The sequence below is a fragment of the Peribacillus sp. YIM B13472 genome (assembly GCF_042788005.1).
Classification (GTDB): Bacteria; Bacillota; Bacilli; order Bacillales; family DSM-1321; genus Peribacillus; species Peribacillus simplex_E.
Window position 1 is genome coordinate 1 of the sequence record NZ_JBHZPG010000014.1, and the last position, 18,506, is coordinate 18,506.

The following is an 18,506-nucleotide window of genomic DNA, read 5'->3' on the forward strand; positions in this document are numbered from 1 at the left end:
TTTCGCTGCCATTAATTTAAAGAAGATGGCCAATTGGACATGGCGAGGTCCAAAAATGGCCTAACATAGTGGGCTCGCAGAGCCCCAATCTCTTAACTTTAGCCGAAAATTCAAAGGGAATTTCAAAAGGGTTTCAGAATTTTTTAATTCCGAACCCCTTTTGTCTACAAACTGAAGCGGATGTCCTATACCGACATCCGCTTTTTTCGTTCATATTCCATCCGAAATCCCATCTTAAGCTTTTCGGACCAGAGGGTCGGTCAAACGCATGAATTCTTCTACATCCTCCATACAGGCATTGACCGCTTCTTCCCAAAAATCCCGGGTCTTCAAATCGACGCCTAAATGTTTCTCCGCCAAATCCTCGACCTTCATGGAACCGGTATCCTTTAACAAAGCAATATATTTTTCTTCGAATCCTGCTGGTTCTTTCAGGGCATTCGCGTATATGCCTAATGAGAATAAGTATCCGAATGTATACGGAAAATTATAAAATGGTACACCTGTTATATAAAAATGGAGCTTTGAAGCCCAGAACGTTGGATTATAATCACTTAAAGCATCGCCATAAGCTTCTTTTTGTGCATCGATCATCAGTTCATTCAACCGTTCGGCACTGACATAACCTTGTTTCCTCTCATCATAAAACCTTGTTTCGAATAAGTAGCGGGCATGGATATTCATCAATAATGCCACGGAACGCTGAATTTTATCTTCTAAAAGCACCAGCTTTTCTTCCTCACTTGCCGCTTCCTTCACAGCTGCATCCGCTACGACCATTTCAGCAAAAGTAGAGGCCGTTTCCGCCACATTCATGGCATATGACCGATTCAATGGATGGATATCCCTCATCGCATATGAATGGAATGCATGTCCCAATTCATGGGCCAATGTCGATACATTGGATGGGGTGCCCGAATACGTCATGAAAATTCTTGACTGCTTATTTAATGGAAAGCCCGTGCAAAAACCGCCTGGTCTCTTACCTGGCCTGTCCTCCGCTTCAATCCAGCTGTCTTCAAAAGCTTTTTGGGTGAAGTTTGCTAATTGAGACCCGAACTTAGAGAATTGCTGTATGATGAAGTCTGCACCTTCTTGATAATCCATTACTTTGGACTCTGCTGTAACAGCGAGCGGCGCATCCAAATCCGCCCAACTTAATTTATCCAAATCCAGTAACTCCGCTTTCCTTTCCAAAAACCTCACAAGCGGTTCCTTATGATCGGCAATTACATTCCACATGCTTTCGAGGGTTTCTTTTTTCATCCTCCCTATTTCAAGAGGCTCTTTCAAAATATCATCCCAGCCCCTTTTTTCATTCACACTGAGACGGAATCCAGCCAAGTGGTTCAAAGTCCGGGCAAAAAGGTCACTTTTTTCCTCCCAAGCCTGTTCCCAGGCCGTAAATAATTCTTTCCGGTTCCTTTCATCAGGCTCAGAAAATTTATTCGCCGCTTGGCCTACAGAAAGCTTTTCACCCTTATAAGGGATAGTCATTGAACCGACGATCGTATCATACATTTGGCTCCAACCTTCGAAACCGTCCATGGCCAATTGGGTGATTAATGATTCTTCCTTCACGGAAAGCTTTTCCTTTGCCTTTTCCCGACGTTCATTCAATACGAATTTCAATTCATTCAATGGTTCTTTTTCGAGGATTCTTTTAAAAAAAGCATCATCAAGCTGTATCAACTTTTCATCCAGCTTGCTTAACACCATTTTTAGTGATGCGACTATCTTCATTTGTTTGATCCGCAGCTGACCAGCCTTTTTATCCTGCGCATTTTGAGCTTCCAGGCATCCAATGAATGCACGGGCCTGCGTGGATTTCATATTTGTATTTTTAAAAAGATCAAATGCCTGGATTAAACCGCTCTCATCATTTCCTTCTGGATTGATATTGCTTACAAGTCGATCTAATTCTTTTACCTCGTCGTTAATTTCATCTAAAAAAACCAGGAACTCCTTAGAAGAGCTTCCTCCTTTAAAAAAGATATCCAAATCCCACGTCAAAGAATATCCCATACTAAATTGCCCCCTTTTTATCACTAATCCCATTATAGTGGTAAATTCGATATTTTTCTAATTAAAATGAATTTTCAGTATTTTTCAGAACATTTTTCTATATCCCAGATTAAAAGCATGTTATGATGAATATATTCTAGGGAAAGGGGTGGTTGATTCATATGAAATTCTTTATTCACATGTCTGCCATCATCCTGCTCCTTTGGACACTGCCCATACAGTTCCATCATGATGCACAGCAGCTAACCATTGAAGAACATACCGATGTTCACCATTGGGATAAGGCCGACAAGAAACAGCCTTTCGTGCCTTCCTTTAGTTCCTGGCAGTCTCTTATCATTATTCTCTTTTTCGAATTTTCCATTTTAAGTTTTCTTTATTTTCACTCAGATCTTCGCCGACGATATCTCGGCCCGGTTTTTTTTCAGGCGAATTACGTAGCCTTACGCTCTGACATTTTATAAAAAAATAAAATGGAGGAGTGATTCATATGTGGTTCCGATTAATTATGGTAGGGGTCTTTTCTTTAACCGCTTCACGCCTGTTCCTTTTTCAGGGAATCGAGATTTATCACGCATTTGCAGATATGATCAGAAATAAATATTAAAAAAAAAGAGTGCGGGGAAATTTCCCCGCACTCTCTTTGCCTTTTACCATTCCTATCCTTTGGCCTTCTTTTCCTTCTCTTTTTCTGCTCTGTAAAATTCGTGGAACATCTTCATTAAAGCACGTTTTTCGATCCTTGATACATAACTGCGGGAAATGCCAAGCTCTTTAGCGATTTCCCTCTGGGTTTTTTCCTTTTTCAAATCCAGTCCGAACCTGCCTACAATGACTTCCTTTTCGCGTTCATCCAAAATATCAATATACTTTTTCACTTTTTCAATTTCCATATTGAGCTGAATCGTATCGATGACATCTTCCGATTCCGATTTCAGAACATCGATTAAACTGATCTCATTTCCTTCTTTATCTTGACCGATCGGATCATGCAGGGAAATATCTTTCTTCGTTTTCTTTGTCGCCCTTAAATGCATCAAGATCTCATTCTCAATACATCGCGCCGCATATGTGGCCAGCTTCGTACCCTTCCCATCCGAATAACTCTCAATGGCCTTTATCAAACCAATTGTCCCAATCGAAATCAAATCCTCTGTATCTTCGCCCGTATTCTCGAATTTCTTGACGATATGGGCAACAAGCCTGAGATTATGCTCGATCAGGATGTTACGGGCATCACCGTCTCCCTCACTCATAAGCTTCAGATATTTCTTTTCATCCTGAGATGACAAGGGCTGGGGAAAAGCATTGTTTTTCACATAGGAAACGAATAAGTAAAATTCTTTGATAATATAACCGACAACTGTAAGTATTCCGGGCATTGGTTTCATCCCCCGTTTCTTTGGCTTCCCTATTCATACCTATGCAACAGTGGGCTTGTTCGTGCCTGTCCCACTAAAAGAAATCATGAAAGTGTTAAATGTTCAAATCAGTCTGGATGAATTCCCAAACGAACGAAGGCAAATATTCATATAATGATAGGGAATTTTTTAGGGAAAGGGGGTTTTTACGATGGGATATAACTATGGACCATACGGATGCAGCTATGGTTATCCGGCTCCTGCGCCTTGTTATGCAGGGTCCGGTTACGGCTTTGGTTATGGCCTGTTTATTGTCCTCTTGATACTATTGCTCATTTTCGGGTTTTGCTGGTTGCCGGGATGTGGATTTGGTTATGGAGGATCAGGTCCGTGCTGCTGATTCAGGCAAAGAAAAAAACTCGGCCCGAGTGCCGAGTTTTCCCATTTTACATATTCATTTCAAACGTTGCAGTTCCGAGTTAAGCAGCGTCATAACCATTAATCACCATATCTTCACTTTATCATGTTTCCAATGGCCTGTTGCGCTGTACATATATACAAACCATGACAATGCTCGAGATACACCGGCAGATCCGTTAGCCGGTATCCTTCTCCTGCCAATAGCAACGCTTCTCTCCTTTTACGTATAACAAGTTCAACATATTAACCTCCACCTTTCTTATTTTTTTATGAACGGGATACCAACCTCGTATATTTTTTAGAAAAAAGGACGATGCTTCAACGCTTTATCTAGATGTTCTTCTCGTATCTTGTGGATTCTCTCCTGTTGCAAACATTCCTCGGCAGTCATTTTTTTCATTTTAATCGTGATTGTGAAAAAAAGCATATTCAGTGTCATAATATCACCTCCTTTAAGGGAGCGGCCCAACAAAAAGGCATAAAAAGGCCGCAGAAAGTTACGTCCTCCTGCGGGATTTTTTAGAAAATATAAAAAGGCCGCAGGATAAAACACTTCTCCCTGCGGCCGCTATGTCTGAATGATTAATAAAGCCAAATTGCTTTAGAAATATTCCGCTTGGCACAGGTCGAATGTTATGTGATTGTCAATTGAAACGGACCGGCTAATAGTGACGACTCCATATAGATACAATGTCATTTTCCTCGACCTCCTTTGGAATATTTTTTATTACTTGGTAAGTATATCCATAAACCGGATATTTGTAAACGGTTTTTGCCTATTTTTTTGAAATTTCCATCTTTTCCCCCATTTTCAAGGGCTATTATTACCTAAAGAGGCAAGTAGTATGATTAATCTGCCCCTATTGGGCAACAACGTTAAAAAAACAAAAAAACCTGATTCCATTAAAGAATCAGGTTTGCTTCTATTGGTGTAAAGAGTCCTGGTCATCCATTTCGGCCAAGATCTTTTTGTATTTTTTGGATAATGAGAAAAATACGATCGACATGCCCAGGAACATTATTGTCGCTCCCATATAGACAAATGTGTCAATCATCGCTTTGTCGCCAGAGGGAAGGATGGTTCCTAAATAGAAGAACGAACCCACACATAACAAAGTGATCGCAAATTGTTTAAAATCGACCATTTTCGAACGCAGCAATGCAACCGTTTGTTTTTTGCGGTTTTTCATGCCATTCCACCTTCTTTCAAGCTAATAAGATATCGATATCTCATTCTACCATATTTATTCCAAATGACAGGGTGTAAATAATGGCAGTCAGCTATGAAGCGGTCCCTCTCCGATTATCCTTGCAGCGCTTGTTCCAAGTCTTCCAATAAGTCTTCAACATCTTCCAGACCTACTGAAATACGAATTAACCCATCCGTTATTCCAAGCTCTGCACGGCGCTCAGCCGGAATCGAAGCATGTGTCATCAATGCCGGAATGGAAATTAAGCTCTCCACTGCCCCCAGACTTTCCGCAAGTGTAAAGAATTTCACTTTATTCAAAACGGATTCTGCTTTTTCGGCACTGCCGACATCAAATGAAACCATACCACCGAATCCACGCGATTGTTTTTTGGCAATATCATGATTTGGGTGGTTTTCAAGACCTGGGTAATAGATTTTCGAAACGTCTTTATGCCCGGATAGGAAACGGACGATTTCAGATGTATTTTTTTCATGCTCTTCCATCCTGATTCCCAGCGTTTTAATGCCTCGCATAAGCAGCCATGAATCCTGGGGCCCTAGCACGCCTCCTGTAGAGTTTTGGATGAAATGAAGGTCATTGCCAAGATTTTCATCATTCACCACGGCAAGACCCGCTACAACATCGCTGTGTCCCCCCAGGTACTTCGTAGCGCTATGAAGCACGATATCGGCTCCAAGTGAAAGCGGATTTTGCCAGTATGGCGTACTGAAGGTATTATCCACAATGGTGAGGATGCCGTTTTCTTTAGCTATTTTCGATACTTCTTCCAAATCGGTGATTTTCAATAATGGATTCGTCGGGGTTTCAATGAACAATGCCTTCGTATTGTCCTTTATCTCTTTTTCGATCGAGTGTATGTCACTCGTATTGATGAACGTAGCTTCCACCCCGAAGCGGTTAAGCACTTTAGTGATGACCCGGAAAGACCCTCCATAAACGTCATCGGTCATCAATACATGATCACCTTGACTGAACAGCATCATAACCGCGGTCATCGCTGCCATTCCTGATCCGAAGGCGAAACCTCTTTTTCCTTCTTCGAGATCTTTGATCAATTCTTCGAGAGCATGTCGGGTTGGGTTGCCCGTACGGGAATATTCATATCCCCGATGGTTCCCCGGACCATCCTGTTTATAGGTGCTCACTTGATAAATCGGCACCGAAACCGCTCCTGTTTTTTCATCACCAAAAATGCCGCCATGGATCAATTGTGTTTTTTTTCTCATTTTATATACCTCCCTGATAAATTTTTTTACTTAAGTATCGTTCACTGGAATCCGGAAATATGACGACGATATTCGACCCACGGGGAGCCTTTGCTACTTCTTTCATGGCCGCTGCAAATGCCGCACCGGAAGAACTGCCGACAAGGAGGCCTTCTTTAATCGCCAATTCCTTTACCATATGGAAAGCGTCAAGATCGCTTACCGTATGGATTTGGTCAAAATACGTTTCATCCATATAGGCAGGTAAAAATTCCATCCCGATCCCCTCTGTTTTATGGGATCCTGCTTTGCCGCCGTTTAAAATCGATCCTTCTGGCTCGACAATGACCGTTTTGACAGCAGCGTCCTTTTCTTTTAAATATCGCGATGTTCCCATGAATGTCCCGCCCGTCCCGGCACCGGCTACAAACACATCCACATCGCCTTCCATCTGTTCCCATATTTCAGGTCCCAGCGTTTTATAATATGCATCAGGATTGGATGGGTTGGCGAACTGCTGGGGACAATATGATCCCGGAATTTCAGCCAGCAGCGCCTTAGCCTTGGCGATTGCTCCTGTCATTCCTTCCTCTGTCGGGGTCTGGATCACATTCGCTCCAAGGGCACGCATCAATTCCTGTTTCTCGGCACTGAATTTCTCCGGAACACAAAATATCACGTCCACTCCACTGTTTATCGCAGCCAACGCCAAGCCAATCCCAGTATTTCCGGCAGTCGGTTCGATGATCGTCCCGCCCTTTTTCACCTTCCCAGTCTGTAACGCTTGGGCTAACAGTTCTTGACCAAGCCGATCCTTCACACTGCCTCCCGGATTAAAGTATTCCAGTTTGGCAAAGATACGGACCTCATCCGGAAGCGGGAAATGGGTGATTTCCATCATCGGCGTTTTCCCTATCAACTCATGAATGTTTTGAAAGACTTTCATATTCGGACACCCTTTCATAGTTATCCTACCAATTTAATAAGAATTATGCAATAAAGAATGATCAGCAGAAAGGCTTCCGCTGATCAATTACCATTCATTTCATTTTTTCAACCATTTTCAAAATCAGTGCCGCTGAATGAAGAGCCGCAGTTTCCAGGAATTTATCAAAGGAAATATTGGACTCCTTACCTGCGATATCCGAAAGGGAACGAATGATGACAAACGGTGTCTTGAATTGGAAGGCTACCTGTGCAATGGCAGCCGCTTCCATTTCCACCGCGTATAAATCAGAGAATTTCCCTCTGACGAATTCAACCCTGTCAGGATCATTCATGAAAGAATCCCCCGTCACGATCAACCCTTTTGCCACTTGTATATCCTCGATTTCTTTTGCTGCTTCTTCCGCTATTGCGAAAAGCTTCTCATCCGGGATGAAAGCTGCAGGCAGCTGAGGGACCTGACCGTATTCATATCCGAATATCGTCACATCGACATCATGGTGGCGCACTTCCGAGGATATGACCACATCCCCTACATTAAGTGCTGGATGATAACCGCCGGCAGAGCCAGTATTGATGACCGCATCCGGTTTGAATTTTTCTAACAGGATCGCAGTGGACATTGCCGCATTCACTTTACCGATGCCCGATTTAAGCAAAATGACCTCGACACCATTCAGTGTGCCTGTATTGAACTCGGAACCGGCAATGGTCACCTGCTCCAAACCTTCCAATTTATCACGTAAAATCGTAACTTCTTCTTCCATTGCTCCGATTATGGCTACCTTCATTAGTAAAAACCTCTTCCTATAATTTTTCCGCCTCCATAATCCAGACAAATTTATTGCAGCGCTCGAAGTTCACTTTATATCCATTTGCTTCAAGCACTTTTTCCAAAAAAGGAATCGTAGTATAATATTCCGTTTGCAAATCGTTCGCCAAATTATGAAAGCCTGCCTGCCTTGCATCAGAAATCGCTCGTTCATGCGCTTCCCTTGATTGATACATCGTATCCGCAAACACTATTTTACCACCAGTATTCAGTAACTTTCCATAGTTGGCTATAGCTTTTTCTTTTTCTTCATCTGTTAAATGATGAAACGCGTACGTACTCACGATCGAATCTACCTGTTCCGGCTTCGGAAAATCGATAAAATCGCCATCCACAATTTCTGTTTTTCCGCCCAGCTTGCTTACCGCTATTTCCCTCATCGCAGGTGAAGGTTCTATTCCCGATACCTTCAGGCCTTTTTTCAAAAGCCTTTCCGTCAAATTCCCGGTACCTACTCCGAACTCCAGCACATGACCATGAGCTCGATCCGTGACGCTGTCCAATATGCCATCATAATGTTTAAAAACCTCTTGATACTCAATATCGTGTCCACCAACCGTATCATCATACGATTTCGACCACTCTTCAAATAAATCTATAAATTCTCTGCCCATTTTTAATCACCTTTTATGATAAGATAATAAAACCTATAAGCATAATATGAAATGAAAACAGAAACAGTTCTTGTTTTTAGGCAAATCATTGATTCGGTTCAGATTCGGCTAAAATGGTGTTAAACTAACAGTATCTAAATGTTGGAGGGGAACAATCATGAGTTTTCAACTCGACTTAAACTTATTCGAAGATAAAATAGAATTTTTCGAGGCAGAAAGCATTAAGAATCTAGAAGAAAAAATCCAATCACAAATTGAAATCAATAAAGCGATCATGCTTCAGGTGGAATCCGTGTCACACCAAATGTATGTAAGTGAAGAAGGCAGACGTTTTTATAGTGCAGTCGTCCACTTTAAAGCAAAAAAGTGATCACCATGAAAAACCCCCGAAAAGTGAAATTCCTTTCGGGGGTTTTTCGTTTATAAATTTTTGACCATTACCTTTTATCATTTGTCTTCAGCTCTTCGACTTTTACAGGTTTCCAACCTGATCCGTCCACCCATTCAATATAAACGCGGAAGGTTTTAGGATTATCGCCTTCAGAAACGGTACCGATTGCCGTGCTGGGCGAACCGCCGTTTTGCAGCCACCATAGCTTCATGCTGCCTTCATCGATTCCAGCTCCGCTTGCTAAGGCTTTACTCATTTCATTCCAATCGACCGAGCCCTTTTCAAAGCTTGTAGTGTGATCCCCGGATTGCTCAGTTCCTACTGGTTTCCAGCCCTCACTTGTATATGTAGCCGCAACATTGCCATCGCCGCTGCCTTCCACTTCCACAAGTTCAGCATCTCCTGCTTTTTCTGGATCTGCACCATCTTCAGCCTTCTCTACTGCATCTTCCTCTGTTGCTTTACTATCTACTTTTTCTGCATCTTCTTCCGTTGCTTCACTATCTCCTACTGCGTCTTCCTTCTCTGAATCCGTTTCTTCCTCTTTGCCAGCAGGTTTGTCCACTTCTTTCCCCTTATCTGTCTCGGCGATTTGCTTTGGTTCAGTGGTGGCTTTTTTTGTTTCGGTGCCACCATCACTTAAGAAAATCGTGACTGCGACAATGACGATTAAAATGGAAACGATGGTGATTGCAATATTATATATTTTATTTACTTTTCTTTTTTGATCTCTCTGATTAAAACGTGAGCCCAAGGTCCATTCCTCCCTTACCATTTCTTACTGACTCATTTTAACATGATTTAGCCAGAGATAGAAGGGAAGGGTTTCCTACACTTTTCGTCAATTCTCGATTTTGTCCTGGTCCTTGGAGTACAGGACTTTTACAATATCTGAAAAAAGAGGCGTCATGCTGGTACTGTTTTCCTTCGTTTCAAAACTTACGGTAACAAGAGCATATTTGGGATCTTTATATGGAAAGTAGCCCGCAAACCATTTATTCAGCTGCCCTTTTTCGATATTGGTCTGAGCCGTTCCAGACTTGCCCGCGACTTCCACAGGCAAATCTCTCAAGGAAGCGCCCGTCCCTTTCTCTTCCGTCACGACCTTCCTAAGAAGATGCTGCATCTTCATCGTTGTATATGGAGACAGTGTCTCGCCGCCAATACTCTGATTGGGAAAATCGACTACGGTCGTACTATTGTTAAATTCGACCTTGGAAACGGCTTTGACCTGTTCCTTCTTGCCGCCGCGGGCAATCGTTGCCATCATATTCGCTATCGCGAGCGGTGTCGTTTGGACATCCTGCTGGCCAATTGCTGTTTTGGCTATCATTTTAGGATCTTTTTTTAAATCGTCATCATGCCAGACCTTCCCGGTTTGTTCATGATGCAATTGAGTGACTTCAGTGTGATAGACGTCCCCTTGCCAGCCCGTTTCACCAACAAGCCCTAACATTTTTGCATATTTGTCCAAAAACTCCGGATCCTTCTCTGCTATTTCCTGTGACAATTCGGCAAACGTCCTGTTGCAGCTCTGGGCAAAGCTATTTTCAAAATTAAGCATGCCCAGTTCCCTCTGTTTATCCGTTTTGCCGTCTATAGTCAAATTACAATTAAATGTCCGGGTGGGACTAGCCGCTTCATAATCGATGGCCGCTGCTGCCGTGACCGTTTTAAAGACGGAACCCGGCGTTTTTTGAGTCAGCATCATATTGACGGCCCCCTCGCCATTCGGATCTTTTATATTAAGCGCCGGACGTGATACCATTGCGACGATTTCACTTTTTTCGATATCGATCAGTACGAGACCGCCTTTTTTTATCCCGCGTTCATCGACGAGCTTCTCCGCTTTCTCCTGAATTTCTTTATCGATCGTCGTCACGACCTTCACCGGGTAAAGCGGATTTGCAGGTTCAACATATTTAACATCGACACCGAACATTGGGCCTCCACTGGCGTCCACGTGAAAAACGAGCTTCGATTCCCCACCGGAAAGCAAGAACTCATCGAAGGTCCTTTGCAGTCCCGTATTGCCTATTTTCGTTTCAGGAGATAAATTCATGTCCGGATAACGTTTTTTCTTTTCTGCATCTGATATATTCGTCGTTCCGATCAATTGCGCTGCAGGGGTTTGATCAGGATATAATTTCTCATTCACGGCAAAGACCCCTGGAATCTTCAATTCATTGATTGCCTTCGATTGGCTGGACGTCAACTCTATCGGTTCATCTCCGCCAAATGCGAATGGTTCATCCGCTTGTTCTATCGCCCGTTTTAACTCCGCTTCCGATTTGCCTATTATCGAAGCCACTTCATCTATAGGCCATGTCATTTTTTTTAAAAATGGAAATAGGACGAGCGTCGGGATTTCTTCATGTGCAAGCGGTTCTCCATTTCTGTCATAAAACTTTCCGCGTCCATCATCAATCTTTAATATCTGTGAACGCTGATTCACGCTTGCTTCTAACAGGTTCACATCATGCTTTGAAAAAGATTCTGTCGATACAAGTTGGATATAGGCAAGCCTGCCTATGAGCATCAGCATGAAAGTGGTCAAAAAAAGAGCCAGCAACCTCATTCGTTTCTTTTTCATAAAATACACCTCGTAACCATTGTTGACGAGGTGCGAATTTTTAAACAATTATGAACAAATTTAACGCGGCACTTTTCCGATAAAAAAGAGGATGCCCCATGGACATCCTCTTTTGCTTTTATTTAGTCGATGGATACAATCTTCACGCTCATTTCGCCGCCAGGTGTCATGATCGATACCTTGTCGCCGACCCTTTTCCCTATCAGGCTTTTCGCGATTGGCGAATCATTGGAGATTTTCCCTTCGAATGGATCCGCTTCAACGCTTCCTACGATGGAATATGTTTCTTCGTCACCATTTGGAAGTTCCACGAATGTTACCGACTTTCCAAGTGAAACTGTATCTGTATTCGTATCATTGCCTTCAATGATTTTTGCATTACGGATCATGTTTTCGATTGTTGTAATGCGTCCTTCAACGAAAGCCTGCTCTTCTTTTGCGGAATCGTATTCTGAGTTCTCGGAAAGGTCCCCAAAACTGCGGGCGATTTTGATTCTTTCCACCACTTCTTTACGTTTAACCGTTTTTAACTGTTCCAGTTCCTGTTCAAGCTTTAACTTACCTTCTTTAGTCATTGGATATTCTTTTTCAATTGCCAAAACCCTTCACTCCTTCTAATTCTTTACAGCAAGCTTTCGCTGTGACAAGTTTATGTACTATATAGTGCTTAACCCTGAAATCGAGTCAAAATATATAATTGCGCGACTTAAAAAGTACGCGCTTCGATACTAAGAAACAATCCGTTCCTTAGTATATAAACCGACTGCGGTGAGCAGCCGGTTCGTTCTGTATCAAGAATAGAGTATTGCGTTTTCCAACATTTGTCCAGTCTTTCCCAATAAATAAATGGGATTATTTAAATTAACGGAGGAAAATGGCACCTATCATTATTTATGCTATGTTATTACAAAAAAGACTTTTGTTCAAGGATTGTTTGAATTTTTGTCACCATAAGGTCAATCGCCACATGGTTCTGACCGCCTTCTGGAATGATGATGTCGGCATAACGCTTCGTCGGTTCTATGAACTGATTATGCATCGGACGGACGACACTGATGTATTGTTCGATGACGGAATCTATGGAACGGCCGCGTTCTTTAATATCACGGGTCATCCGACGAAGGATCCGCAAGTCTGCGTCCGTATCAACATAAAGCTTCATATCCATCAGGTCCCGGAGGCGCTCATCTTCCAGCACAAGAATCCCTTCAAGGATGATGACATCCTGGGGCTCAACTGTGATGACTTCTTCTGAACGCGTATGGATCGAATAATCATAAACGGGTTTTTCTATCGTTTCATAGCGCAGCAATGCGTTAATGTGATCGATTAGCAAATCATTATCAAATGCAAGAGGATGATCATAGTTCGTTTTCAAGCGCTCTTCAAAAGGCAGATGACTTTGATCTTTATAGTAATAATCTTGTTCGATCATCAAGATGGAATGTCCTTGAAAGAATTCAAAAATGGAACGGGTAACACTTGTTTTACCTGATCCCGACCCTCCGGTAACTCCGATGACCACTGGTTTCTTTCTTGTCATATCAATTCTCCTTCCGCATCATATTGTTCACATGGACTCTATTATCTACTTGAATGCGGACAATTTGAAGCGGATGGCGGGCTGCCTCCAGCTCTTTACCTGACTCATCCCAGATCGTACCGATTTTTTGGGTGAAGTTTTCGATTTCCGGTCCAAAAAACTCCACTTCATCACCAGGCTTGAAGAAATTACGTTGCTGCATGGTAACGATTTTAGTTTCCTCGTTGTAATCAAGCACCAATCCTGCGAAGTCGAAGCGAGTCTTTACGGTATGATTCCCGAACATTTGCTGTTTATACCCAGGAATTTCCCCTTCCATGAACGATGATGCCGTCTCACGATTCGCACACTTATCAAGCTCTTCCAGCCATTCTTGTTTAATCTTGAAATTGTCAGGATCGGCACAATACGCATCAATCACTTTTCGATAGACGCTGACAACTGTTGCAATATAATGAATCGATTTCATTCTTCCTTCGACTTTTAAGCTGTCTATGCCAATTTCAATCATGCCTGGCAGTGATTCAATCAGCTTCAAGTCTTTTGGACTCATTGCGAATGGAGCATCTTCTTTATCGAATAAAGCCTTTTCCCCGCCTTGATCCAACTCATATAAATCATAATCCCAACGGCAAGACTGACAGCAGCCGCCGCGGTTCGAATCACGTGCCGTCATATGGTTCGAAAGGGTGCAGCGTCCAGAATAGGCAATGCACATGGCCCCATGAACGAAAGCCTCGATTTCGATATCGACCTTCTCCTTCATTTCACGGATTTCATCAGCACTCGTCTCACGTGCCAAAACAACACGCTCCAAGCCCTCTTCTTTCCAATACTGAACAGCCTTCCAGTTCGATAGCGATTGCTGCGTGCTTAAATGGATCTCGACGTTCGGAGCGACCCTTTTACAGGTTTCGATGATTAATGGATCGGCGACGATGATACCATGAACCCCAGCCTCCTGAAGACCTTCCAGGTATTCATCCAGACCATCGATATTTTCATTATGTGCGAAGATATTTGTGGTTACATATACTTTAGCACCATACTTATCAGCGAATTCGACGCCTTCCTTCATTTCCTCAAACGTGAAGTTGCCTGCATTTGAACGAAGACCATATTCCTGGCCGCCAATGAACACGGCATCCGCGCCGTAATGGACGGCAATTTTTAATTTTTCAAGATTACCGGCCGGAGCCAGCAATTCCGGTTTTTTTACAATGACTCTCTTTCCATCAACGATCTTGGAAATTTTATCAGCAATAGCATTCAAGGCTATTCCTCCTCTTTCTCTTACCCTTTTCTTTAATAAACCGATTCTTTAAAGAAGAATCCGGTATCCAACTCACGGTTATCCGGCTGAATCGCTTTGACTTTTTCAAAAAGTTCCGATTTCATATCATCATAGCGGTCAGGGTCTTCAGCACATACGTCAATCGCTTCCCGATATAACTTTGTCATTTCAATGATATATTCCGGTGTTTGTAATAATCCTTCGATTTTCAGTGAATCAATTTCCGCTTCAATCAATTCCTGAAGTTCATCAATCATGCACATATCATTCGGACTCATGATATGTGTACCATTTTCATCTTCATAAATCGGATATTTATTTTCACGTTCCTTATCATGCAAGAACATATTTCTATGTTCCTTCCGATTTTCCACTTCCAATGCCTTACCTTGGTATTCAAAGTAATTACCAAGGAGCGTACGCTTCGATTGGAACATGCATGTCATGCCATGCACTTGGACTTCAATCTCCACTTCGGCATTTTCCTTCATTTCCACTATCTCGTCCAGACTTATCTCACGGGCAGCAACGGCACGGACAGCACCGCGTTTCCCCCAATAATTACATGTGTACCAGTTCGTTACCGTCATCTCTGTATTCCAGTGCAGGGGCATATCAGGTGCCACGGCACGGACAGCCATCAAGACTGCGGGATCACCGAATATGATCCGGTCGGCACCGGCCTCTTTAAGGAATGTGACATACCCTTCAAGCTCGTCCACTTTTTCATTATGGAATATGGCGTTCATGGATACGTACACTTTCTTGCCCGCGGCATGTGCAAGCTCAATCGCCTTCTCTACATCTTCACGTTTGAACTCCCCTGCCAGCCTTAGCGCATAACGTTGTTCGCCAATGACGAAGGCGTCAGCGCCAGCATCGATGAGTTCTGTTATATGGTCGACACTTGTCGGAGTCACAAGTAATTCAGGCTTTTTCATTTTTGTCACCTCTATGTTTACTAATGGCCACACCATCACCAATCGGCAAAATTACGGTATCGAAGTTGGGATGGTCATGTAACCAGATGTTAAAGTCTCTGATTTTTTTAATAAGAGCTCGCTTTCTTCTCGTCATTTCCATTTCTTCAATGTTTTCGGCAACCAAGCCTTTGAATAAAACATTATCAGTAATGATAATCCCAGCACCAGCAAGGAATGGTTCAAACAGTTCAAAGAATCGCTTGTACTGCCCTTTAGCTGCATCAACGAAGATGATATCAAACGGACCGTGTTCCATCACTTTCGGTCCCGCTTCAAGGGCATCCCCTTCAATGAGGGTGATCCTTTCCGACAGTCCCGCCTTCTTGAAGTTAGCCCTCGCCTGCTCAATACGGGCTTCATTCCGTTCAAGTGTGACGATTCGAGCTTCCGGAAGGGTCTCAGCCATCCTAATGGCCGAATAGCCAATTGCCGAACCTACTTCCAATATCGCCTTTGGCTGATGAAGCCTTAAAATCTGAAGCAGCACCTCAATGCCTTCGGGCTCCATGATCGGCACATTATTTTCCATCGCAAAATCTTCCAACTCCTTAAGCAAACCCGTACGCTCCGGAATTAAGGAATGAAGATATTGTTCTATTTTTCCGTTCAAAACGTTTCCTCCATTTATAAGGAAAACAAAAGCGCTTGGTCAGTAACATGAAAAAATTGATTGGACAATTTCCTCACAAGGAGCTGAAACAAGTATGCTTGACGATCTATATTTCCTTATCTTTCAAAATAAAACTCGGCATTCGCCGAGTTACGTCACCGATAAGAATCGGATCAAAAATTCACTTGTACTATTCTATCATAAAAACAAGGGGAAAGTAATATCTCTCCCCCCACAGTCTCATTGCTATTTTTCATTTATTTATTGGAAATATGCTCTGCCTTTTTGTTATTGTGGTCATCCAAGGTCTTGGAGTAAAGGACTTCCCCTTCAGGTGTGGCCAAAAAGTACAGATAATCCGTTTTCTTAGGCTTCAGTACCGCATCGATCGATGTCCTTCCGGCATTGGCAATCGGTCCTGGCGGCAGCCCCTTGTTCTTATACGTATTATAAGGGGATTTCACCTCAAGGTCTTTATAATACACCCTGCTTTTATGTGAACCCTTCGCATACAAAACGGTCGGATCCGTTTGAAGCGGCATACCTTCCTCAATACGATTGTAAAAGACGGAAGCTATTTTTCCGCGATCGACTTGCGCAGTCGCTTCTTCTTCGACAAGCGAAGCGAAGGTCAGCATCTGGTGTACGGAATAATCGTTCTTGTCCATTTGGCTCTCGTAAGCCTGCAAAGTTTCATCGGTTTTCTTCAGCATCTCCGTGACGATCGCTTCCAGGCTCGGCTTTTCCTCATAAAAGTCATAAGTAGCCGGGAAAAGGTACCCTTCAAGCGGATATAAAACCTTTTCATTTTCAATTTCCGAGGTCAAGAGCTGCGGGAATTTCTCTTGCATGGAATTTACGAACTTCTTATCATTCAATTTCTTAAAGACCTTTTTCGGATCCTCACCCGTCTTCACTGCAATGATATCGGCAATTTGGATAAGCTGCTTTCCTTCAGGAATCGTTATCTTCATTGCAGCTTCCTTCATGAGTTTTCCGGTTTTGATGCTTGTGACGATATCTTCAATTGACATGGAAGGTGATAATTTATACTCCCCTGCCTGAAATCCGGATTCATTGCGGAATTTAATATAATATTTGAATACGCGTGCGTCCTTGATTATTCCCTGCTCTTCAAGCAGCGTTGAAATTCCGTTAACGGAAGAACCGATTGGGATTTTCACTTTCTTGATGGTATCATCATCCGGATCGACTGGTTTCATGGCTGAGTTGATATATAAAAAGCCCACAAGACCAACTATCCCAATTAGTAAAATAAGCGAAGCTATCGTAATCATGATGATTTTACGAACCAACTTGGCTTCTCCTTGCTGTTCTAACAATTTCATTCGGATATGTTCCTTTTTAGATAAATTTTTATCTTTTTCATCCATTTTCAGTTCCCCCTGCAAACTCACACCAACTACAGAATGGTTTCTAGATGATGCTTTCTCTAATTAATCTTCGCTTCGAACATTATACTAAAATCAACAAATAATTACATGTTTTTTGCAAAACTACATTCATCCATACTCTATTTATGGCAAAAACGCACTAGTTTTGTCAATATACAGGTGTAATTTAATAGGAAAATAGTGATATCTTATTTCTTCAGGCTTTAAAAGTTCACTCTACTTTGCTTCCTGCATTTGTTAGGCATTTCAGGAAACTTCAGGAATATTCACGTAAGAATGGTATTATTAATTTAAGATGAAGAAAGGTGTGAAGGAGTTGGATAATTCTTATTTTGTAGGTTGGGGGACATTGGCACTCATAAACGCCGGACTTGCTCAAGGTAAAAATAGAACGGCGTTGAATTGGTTCTTGCTATCATTATTTTTAGGTCCGCTCGCTACTTTTATGCTTTTATTCGCAGAGAAAAGATAAGGCGTTACTGGTACATAAATGAAAAAATCGTCCTTAATGTCTACAGTTTTTTAAGGGTTTGTACAATTTTAAGGGTTTGTACAATTTGAACGTGGATTTCCTTTCCTGGCACTCGCTTTCCGCGGGCGGTCCGGGAGCCTCCTCGGCGCCTTTGCGCCTGAGGGTCTCCCCTTGACACGCTTTTCTAAGCAGGAGTCTCCCACACCCGCTCCAATCAACTTTGTTTTAAAATTTAGATTGAGCCCCTTTTCAAAAAAAGAACCGACCTTTAGGGGCCGGTTTTTTTCTAATCTTATTCTTCTTCTGCTTCTTCTTGGTCAAGGAATGTATTTAACATTTCTTCGACAAGATCCCATTCTTCTTCTGTTTCGATCGGTGTAAGTTCACCATCTTTATTATCTTCGCTTGGTACGAATGATGAAGCGTGGATTTCAATTTCTTCCTCATCATCTTCTGCAGACATCGGATAGTAAAGTACATAAGATTTGTTGAATTTATCTGAATCGAATGTGAAAAGGATTTCGCAAAGCTGCTCGTTTCCGTTTTCATCTACTACTGTAATGTTATTTTCGCCGTGTTCCATTAGTAT

21 protein-coding genes are annotated in these 18,506 nt (G+C 42.4%); 4 read left to right on the forward strand and 17 right to left on the reverse strand.

The genetic code is table 11. The features are described from left to right. Positions 1 to 234 precede the first annotated feature (234 nt). Entirely contained in the window at positions 235 to 2,025 is a 1,791-nt protein-coding gene (locus ACFX4I_RS12665; RefSeq protein ID WP_377421020.1) for a M3 family oligoendopeptidase, read from the reverse strand. A 161-nt stretch (positions 2,026 to 2,186) separates the two neighbouring features. Between ACFX4I_RS12665 and ACFX4I_RS12670 the strand changes: the two genes are divergently transcribed. Continuing rightward, the gene (locus tag ACFX4I_RS12670) at positions 2,187 to 2,489 is read left to right on the forward strand and encodes a hypothetical protein (protein WP_230303718.1); all 303 of its coding nucleotides are present in this window, start codon (positions 2,187 to 2,189) and stop codon (positions 2,487 to 2,489) included. 195 nt (positions 2,490 to 2,684) lie between these two features. Here the strand turns inward: ACFX4I_RS12670 and sigK are convergent, their stop codons facing one another. Continuing rightward, positions 2,685 to 3,407, reverse strand: coding sequence for an RNA polymerase sporulation sigma factor SigK (gene sigK / locus ACFX4I_RS12675; RefSeq protein WP_034308596.1), 723 nt, complete (start codon positions 3,405 to 3,407; stop codon positions 2,685 to 2,687). Between the two features lie 190 nt (positions 3,408 to 3,597). Between sigK and ACFX4I_RS12680 the strand changes: the two genes are divergently transcribed. Next, positions 3,598 to 3,786: a sporulation protein YjcZ gene (locus ACFX4I_RS12680; RefSeq protein ID WP_377421022.1), complete on the forward strand. Its 189-nt coding sequence runs from the start codon at positions 3,598 to 3,600 to the stop codon at positions 3,784 to 3,786. Continuing rightward, a complete protein-coding gene (locus ACFX4I_RS12685) occupies positions 3,761 to 4,036 on the forward strand; it encodes a hypothetical protein (RefSeq protein WP_230303717.1) in 276 nt (91 codons plus the stop codon). The genes ACFX4I_RS12680 and ACFX4I_RS12685 overlap by 26 nt, the downstream gene beginning before the upstream one ends. A gap of 68 nt (positions 4,037 to 4,104) precedes the next feature. Here ACFX4I_RS12685 and ACFX4I_RS12690 read toward each other — a convergent pair whose 3' ends face one another. The 6 genes from ACFX4I_RS12690 to ACFX4I_RS12715 all read right to left on the reverse strand — a co-directional run bounded on the left by ACFX4I_RS12690 (position 4,105) and on the right by ACFX4I_RS12715 (position 8,616). Continuing rightward, complete coding sequence (locus ACFX4I_RS12690) at positions 4,105 to 4,245, reverse strand: YrzI family small protein (protein ID WP_076365157.1); 141 nt, start codon at positions 4,243 to 4,245, stop codon at positions 4,105 to 4,107. 484 nt (positions 4,246 to 4,729) lie between these two features. After that, entirely contained in the window at positions 4,730 to 4,996 is a 267-nt protein-coding gene (locus ACFX4I_RS12695) for a YrhC family protein (protein ID WP_230303716.1), read from the reverse strand. 113 nt (positions 4,997 to 5,109) lie between these two features. Beyond that, positions 5,110 to 6,246, reverse strand: coding sequence for a bifunctional cystathionine gamma-lyase/homocysteine desulfhydrase (locus ACFX4I_RS12700; protein ID WP_377421024.1), 1,137 nt, complete (start codon positions 6,244 to 6,246; stop codon positions 5,110 to 5,112). Between the two features lies 1 nt (position 6,247). Then, positions 6,248 to 7,171 carry a PLP-dependent cysteine synthase family protein gene (locus tag ACFX4I_RS12705; protein WP_377421026.1) on the reverse strand — a complete coding sequence of 308 codons (924 nt, stop codon included), beginning with the start codon at positions 7,169 to 7,171 and terminating at the stop codon, positions 6,248 to 6,250. Between the two features lie 94 nt (positions 7,172 to 7,265). Beyond that, the gene (gene mtnN, locus ACFX4I_RS12710) at positions 7,266 to 7,961 is read right to left on the reverse strand and encodes a 5'-methylthioadenosine/S-adenosylhomocysteine nucleosidase (protein WP_214789870.1); all 696 of its coding nucleotides are present in this window, start codon (positions 7,959 to 7,961) and stop codon (positions 7,266 to 7,268) included. A gap of 16 nt (positions 7,962 to 7,977) precedes the next feature. After that, positions 7,978 to 8,616: a class I SAM-dependent DNA methyltransferase gene (locus ACFX4I_RS12715; protein WP_377421028.1), complete on the reverse strand. Its 639-nt coding sequence runs from the start codon at positions 8,614 to 8,616 to the stop codon at positions 7,978 to 7,980. Positions 8,617 to 8,773: 157 nt separating this feature from the next. On the opposite strand from ACFX4I_RS12715, the gene ACFX4I_RS12720 reads away from it, so the two are divergent. Then, positions 8,774 to 8,986, forward strand: a complete 213-nt coding sequence (locus tag ACFX4I_RS12720) for a DUF2536 family protein (RefSeq protein ID WP_048682770.1) — start codon at positions 8,774 to 8,776, stop codon at positions 8,984 to 8,986. A gap of 67 nt (positions 8,987 to 9,053) precedes the next feature. Here the strand turns inward: ACFX4I_RS12720 and ACFX4I_RS12725 are convergent, their stop codons facing one another. From ACFX4I_RS12725 to ACFX4I_RS12765, 9 genes are all read right to left on the reverse strand, one after another. Further along, positions 9,054 to 9,761: a YrrS family protein gene (locus ACFX4I_RS12725; RefSeq protein ID WP_230303713.1), complete on the reverse strand. Its 708-nt coding sequence runs from the start codon at positions 9,759 to 9,761 to the stop codon at positions 9,054 to 9,056. An 87-nt stretch (positions 9,762 to 9,848) separates the two neighbouring features. After that, positions 9,849 to 11,600, reverse strand: a complete 1,752-nt coding sequence (locus tag ACFX4I_RS12730; RefSeq protein ID WP_377421030.1) for a peptidoglycan D,D-transpeptidase FtsI family protein — start codon at positions 11,598 to 11,600, stop codon at positions 9,849 to 9,851. A gap of 122 nt (positions 11,601 to 11,722) precedes the next feature. After that, positions 11,723 to 12,199, reverse strand: coding sequence for a transcription elongation factor GreA (greA, locus tag ACFX4I_RS12735; protein ID WP_230301261.1), 477 nt, complete (start codon positions 12,197 to 12,199; stop codon positions 11,723 to 11,725). A 305-nt stretch (positions 12,200 to 12,504) separates the two neighbouring features. Beyond that, positions 12,505 to 13,143 (reverse strand): uridine kinase, encoded by a 639-nt coding sequence (udk, locus tag ACFX4I_RS12740; RefSeq protein WP_034308619.1) that lies wholly within the window; start codon positions 13,141 to 13,143, stop codon positions 12,505 to 12,507. A gap of 1 nt (position 13,144) precedes the next feature. Beyond that, positions 13,145 to 14,416, reverse strand: coding sequence for a peptidase U32 family protein (locus ACFX4I_RS12745; protein WP_230301259.1), 1,272 nt, complete (start codon positions 14,414 to 14,416; stop codon positions 13,145 to 13,147). Between the two features lie 32 nt (positions 14,417 to 14,448). Further along, positions 14,449 to 15,378: a peptidase U32 family protein gene (locus ACFX4I_RS12750; RefSeq protein WP_214789882.1), complete on the reverse strand. Its 930-nt coding sequence runs from the start codon at positions 15,376 to 15,378 to the stop codon at positions 14,449 to 14,451. Next, positions 15,365 to 16,030: an O-methyltransferase gene (locus tag ACFX4I_RS12755; RefSeq protein ID WP_081395487.1), complete on the reverse strand. Its 666-nt coding sequence runs from the start codon at positions 16,028 to 16,030 to the stop codon at positions 15,365 to 15,367. Before ACFX4I_RS12755 ends, ACFX4I_RS12750 begins: the two co-directional genes overlap by 14 nt. A gap of 257 nt (positions 16,031 to 16,287) precedes the next feature. Continuing rightward, positions 16,288 to 17,424: an endolytic transglycosylase MltG gene (gene mltG / locus ACFX4I_RS12760; RefSeq protein ID WP_230301257.1), complete on the reverse strand. Its 1,137-nt coding sequence runs from the start codon at positions 17,422 to 17,424 to the stop codon at positions 16,288 to 16,290. A 785-nt stretch (positions 17,425 to 18,209) separates the two neighbouring features. After that, on the reverse strand, positions 18,210 to 18,500 hold the full coding sequence (locus ACFX4I_RS12765; RefSeq protein ID WP_063232962.1) for a DUF1292 domain-containing protein: 291 nt from the start codon (positions 18,498 to 18,500) through the stop codon (positions 18,210 to 18,212). Between the last annotated feature and the right edge of the window lie 6 nt (positions 18,501 to 18,506).

Excerpts from the sequence above, each read along its gene's own strand:
- ACFX4I_RS12690 (WP_076365157.1), bottom strand. The coding sequence starts at position 4,245 with ATGACACTGAATATGCTTTTTTTCACAATCACGATTAAAATGAAAAAA.
- ACFX4I_RS12665 (WP_377421020.1), bottom strand. The coding sequence starts at position 2,025 with ATGGGATATTCTTTGACGTGGGATTTGGATATCTTTTTTAAAGGAGGA.
- ACFX4I_RS12670 (WP_230303718.1), top strand. The coding sequence starts at position 2,187 with ATGAAATTCTTTATTCACATGTCTGCCATCATCCTGCTCCTTTGGACA.
- mtnN (WP_214789870.1), bottom strand. The coding sequence starts at position 7,961 with ATGAAGGTAGCCATAATCGGAGCAATGGAAGAAGAAGTTACGATTTTA.
- udk (WP_034308619.1), bottom strand. The coding sequence starts at position 13,143 with ATGACAAGAAAGAAACCAGTGGTCATCGGAGTTACCGGAGGGTCGGGA.
- ACFX4I_RS12695 (WP_230303716.1), bottom strand. The coding sequence starts at position 4,996 with ATGAAAAACCGCAAAAAACAAACGGTTGCATTGCTGCGTTCGAAAATG.
- mltG (WP_230301257.1), bottom strand. The coding sequence starts at position 17,424 with ATGGATGAAAAAGATAAAAATTTATCTAAAAAGGAACATATCCGAATG.
- ACFX4I_RS12715 (WP_377421028.1), bottom strand. The coding sequence starts at position 8,616 with ATGGGCAGAGAATTTATAGATTTATTTGAAGAGTGGTCGAAATCGTAT.
- ACFX4I_RS12765 (WP_063232962.1), bottom strand. The coding sequence starts at position 18,500 with ATGGAACACGGCGAAAATAACATTACAGTAGTAGATGAAAACGGAAAC.
- ACFX4I_RS12685 (WP_230303717.1), top strand. The coding sequence starts at position 3,761 with ATGGAGGATCAGGTCCGTGCTGCTGATTCAGGCAAAGAAAAAAACTCG.
- sigK (WP_034308596.1), bottom strand. The coding sequence starts at position 3,407 with ATGCCCGGAATACTTACAGTTGTCGGTTATATTATCAAAGAATTTTAC.
- ACFX4I_RS12720 (WP_048682770.1), top strand. The coding sequence starts at position 8,774 with ATGAGTTTTCAACTCGACTTAAACTTATTCGAAGATAAAATAGAATTT.
- ACFX4I_RS12700 (WP_377421024.1), bottom strand. The coding sequence starts at position 6,246 with ATGAGAAAAAAAACACAATTGATCCATGGCGGCATTTTTGGTGATGAA.
- ACFX4I_RS12750 (WP_214789882.1), bottom strand. The coding sequence starts at position 15,378 with ATGAAAAAGCCTGAATTACTTGTGACTCCGACAAGTGTCGACCATATA.
- ACFX4I_RS12730 (WP_377421030.1), bottom strand. The coding sequence starts at position 11,600 with ATGAAAAAGAAACGAATGAGGTTGCTGGCTCTTTTTTTGACCACTTTC.
- ACFX4I_RS12680 (WP_377421022.1), top strand. The coding sequence starts at position 3,598 with ATGGGATATAACTATGGACCATACGGATGCAGCTATGGTTATCCGGCT.
- ACFX4I_RS12705 (WP_377421026.1), bottom strand. The coding sequence starts at position 7,171 with ATGAAAGTCTTTCAAAACATTCATGAGTTGATAGGGAAAACGCCGATG.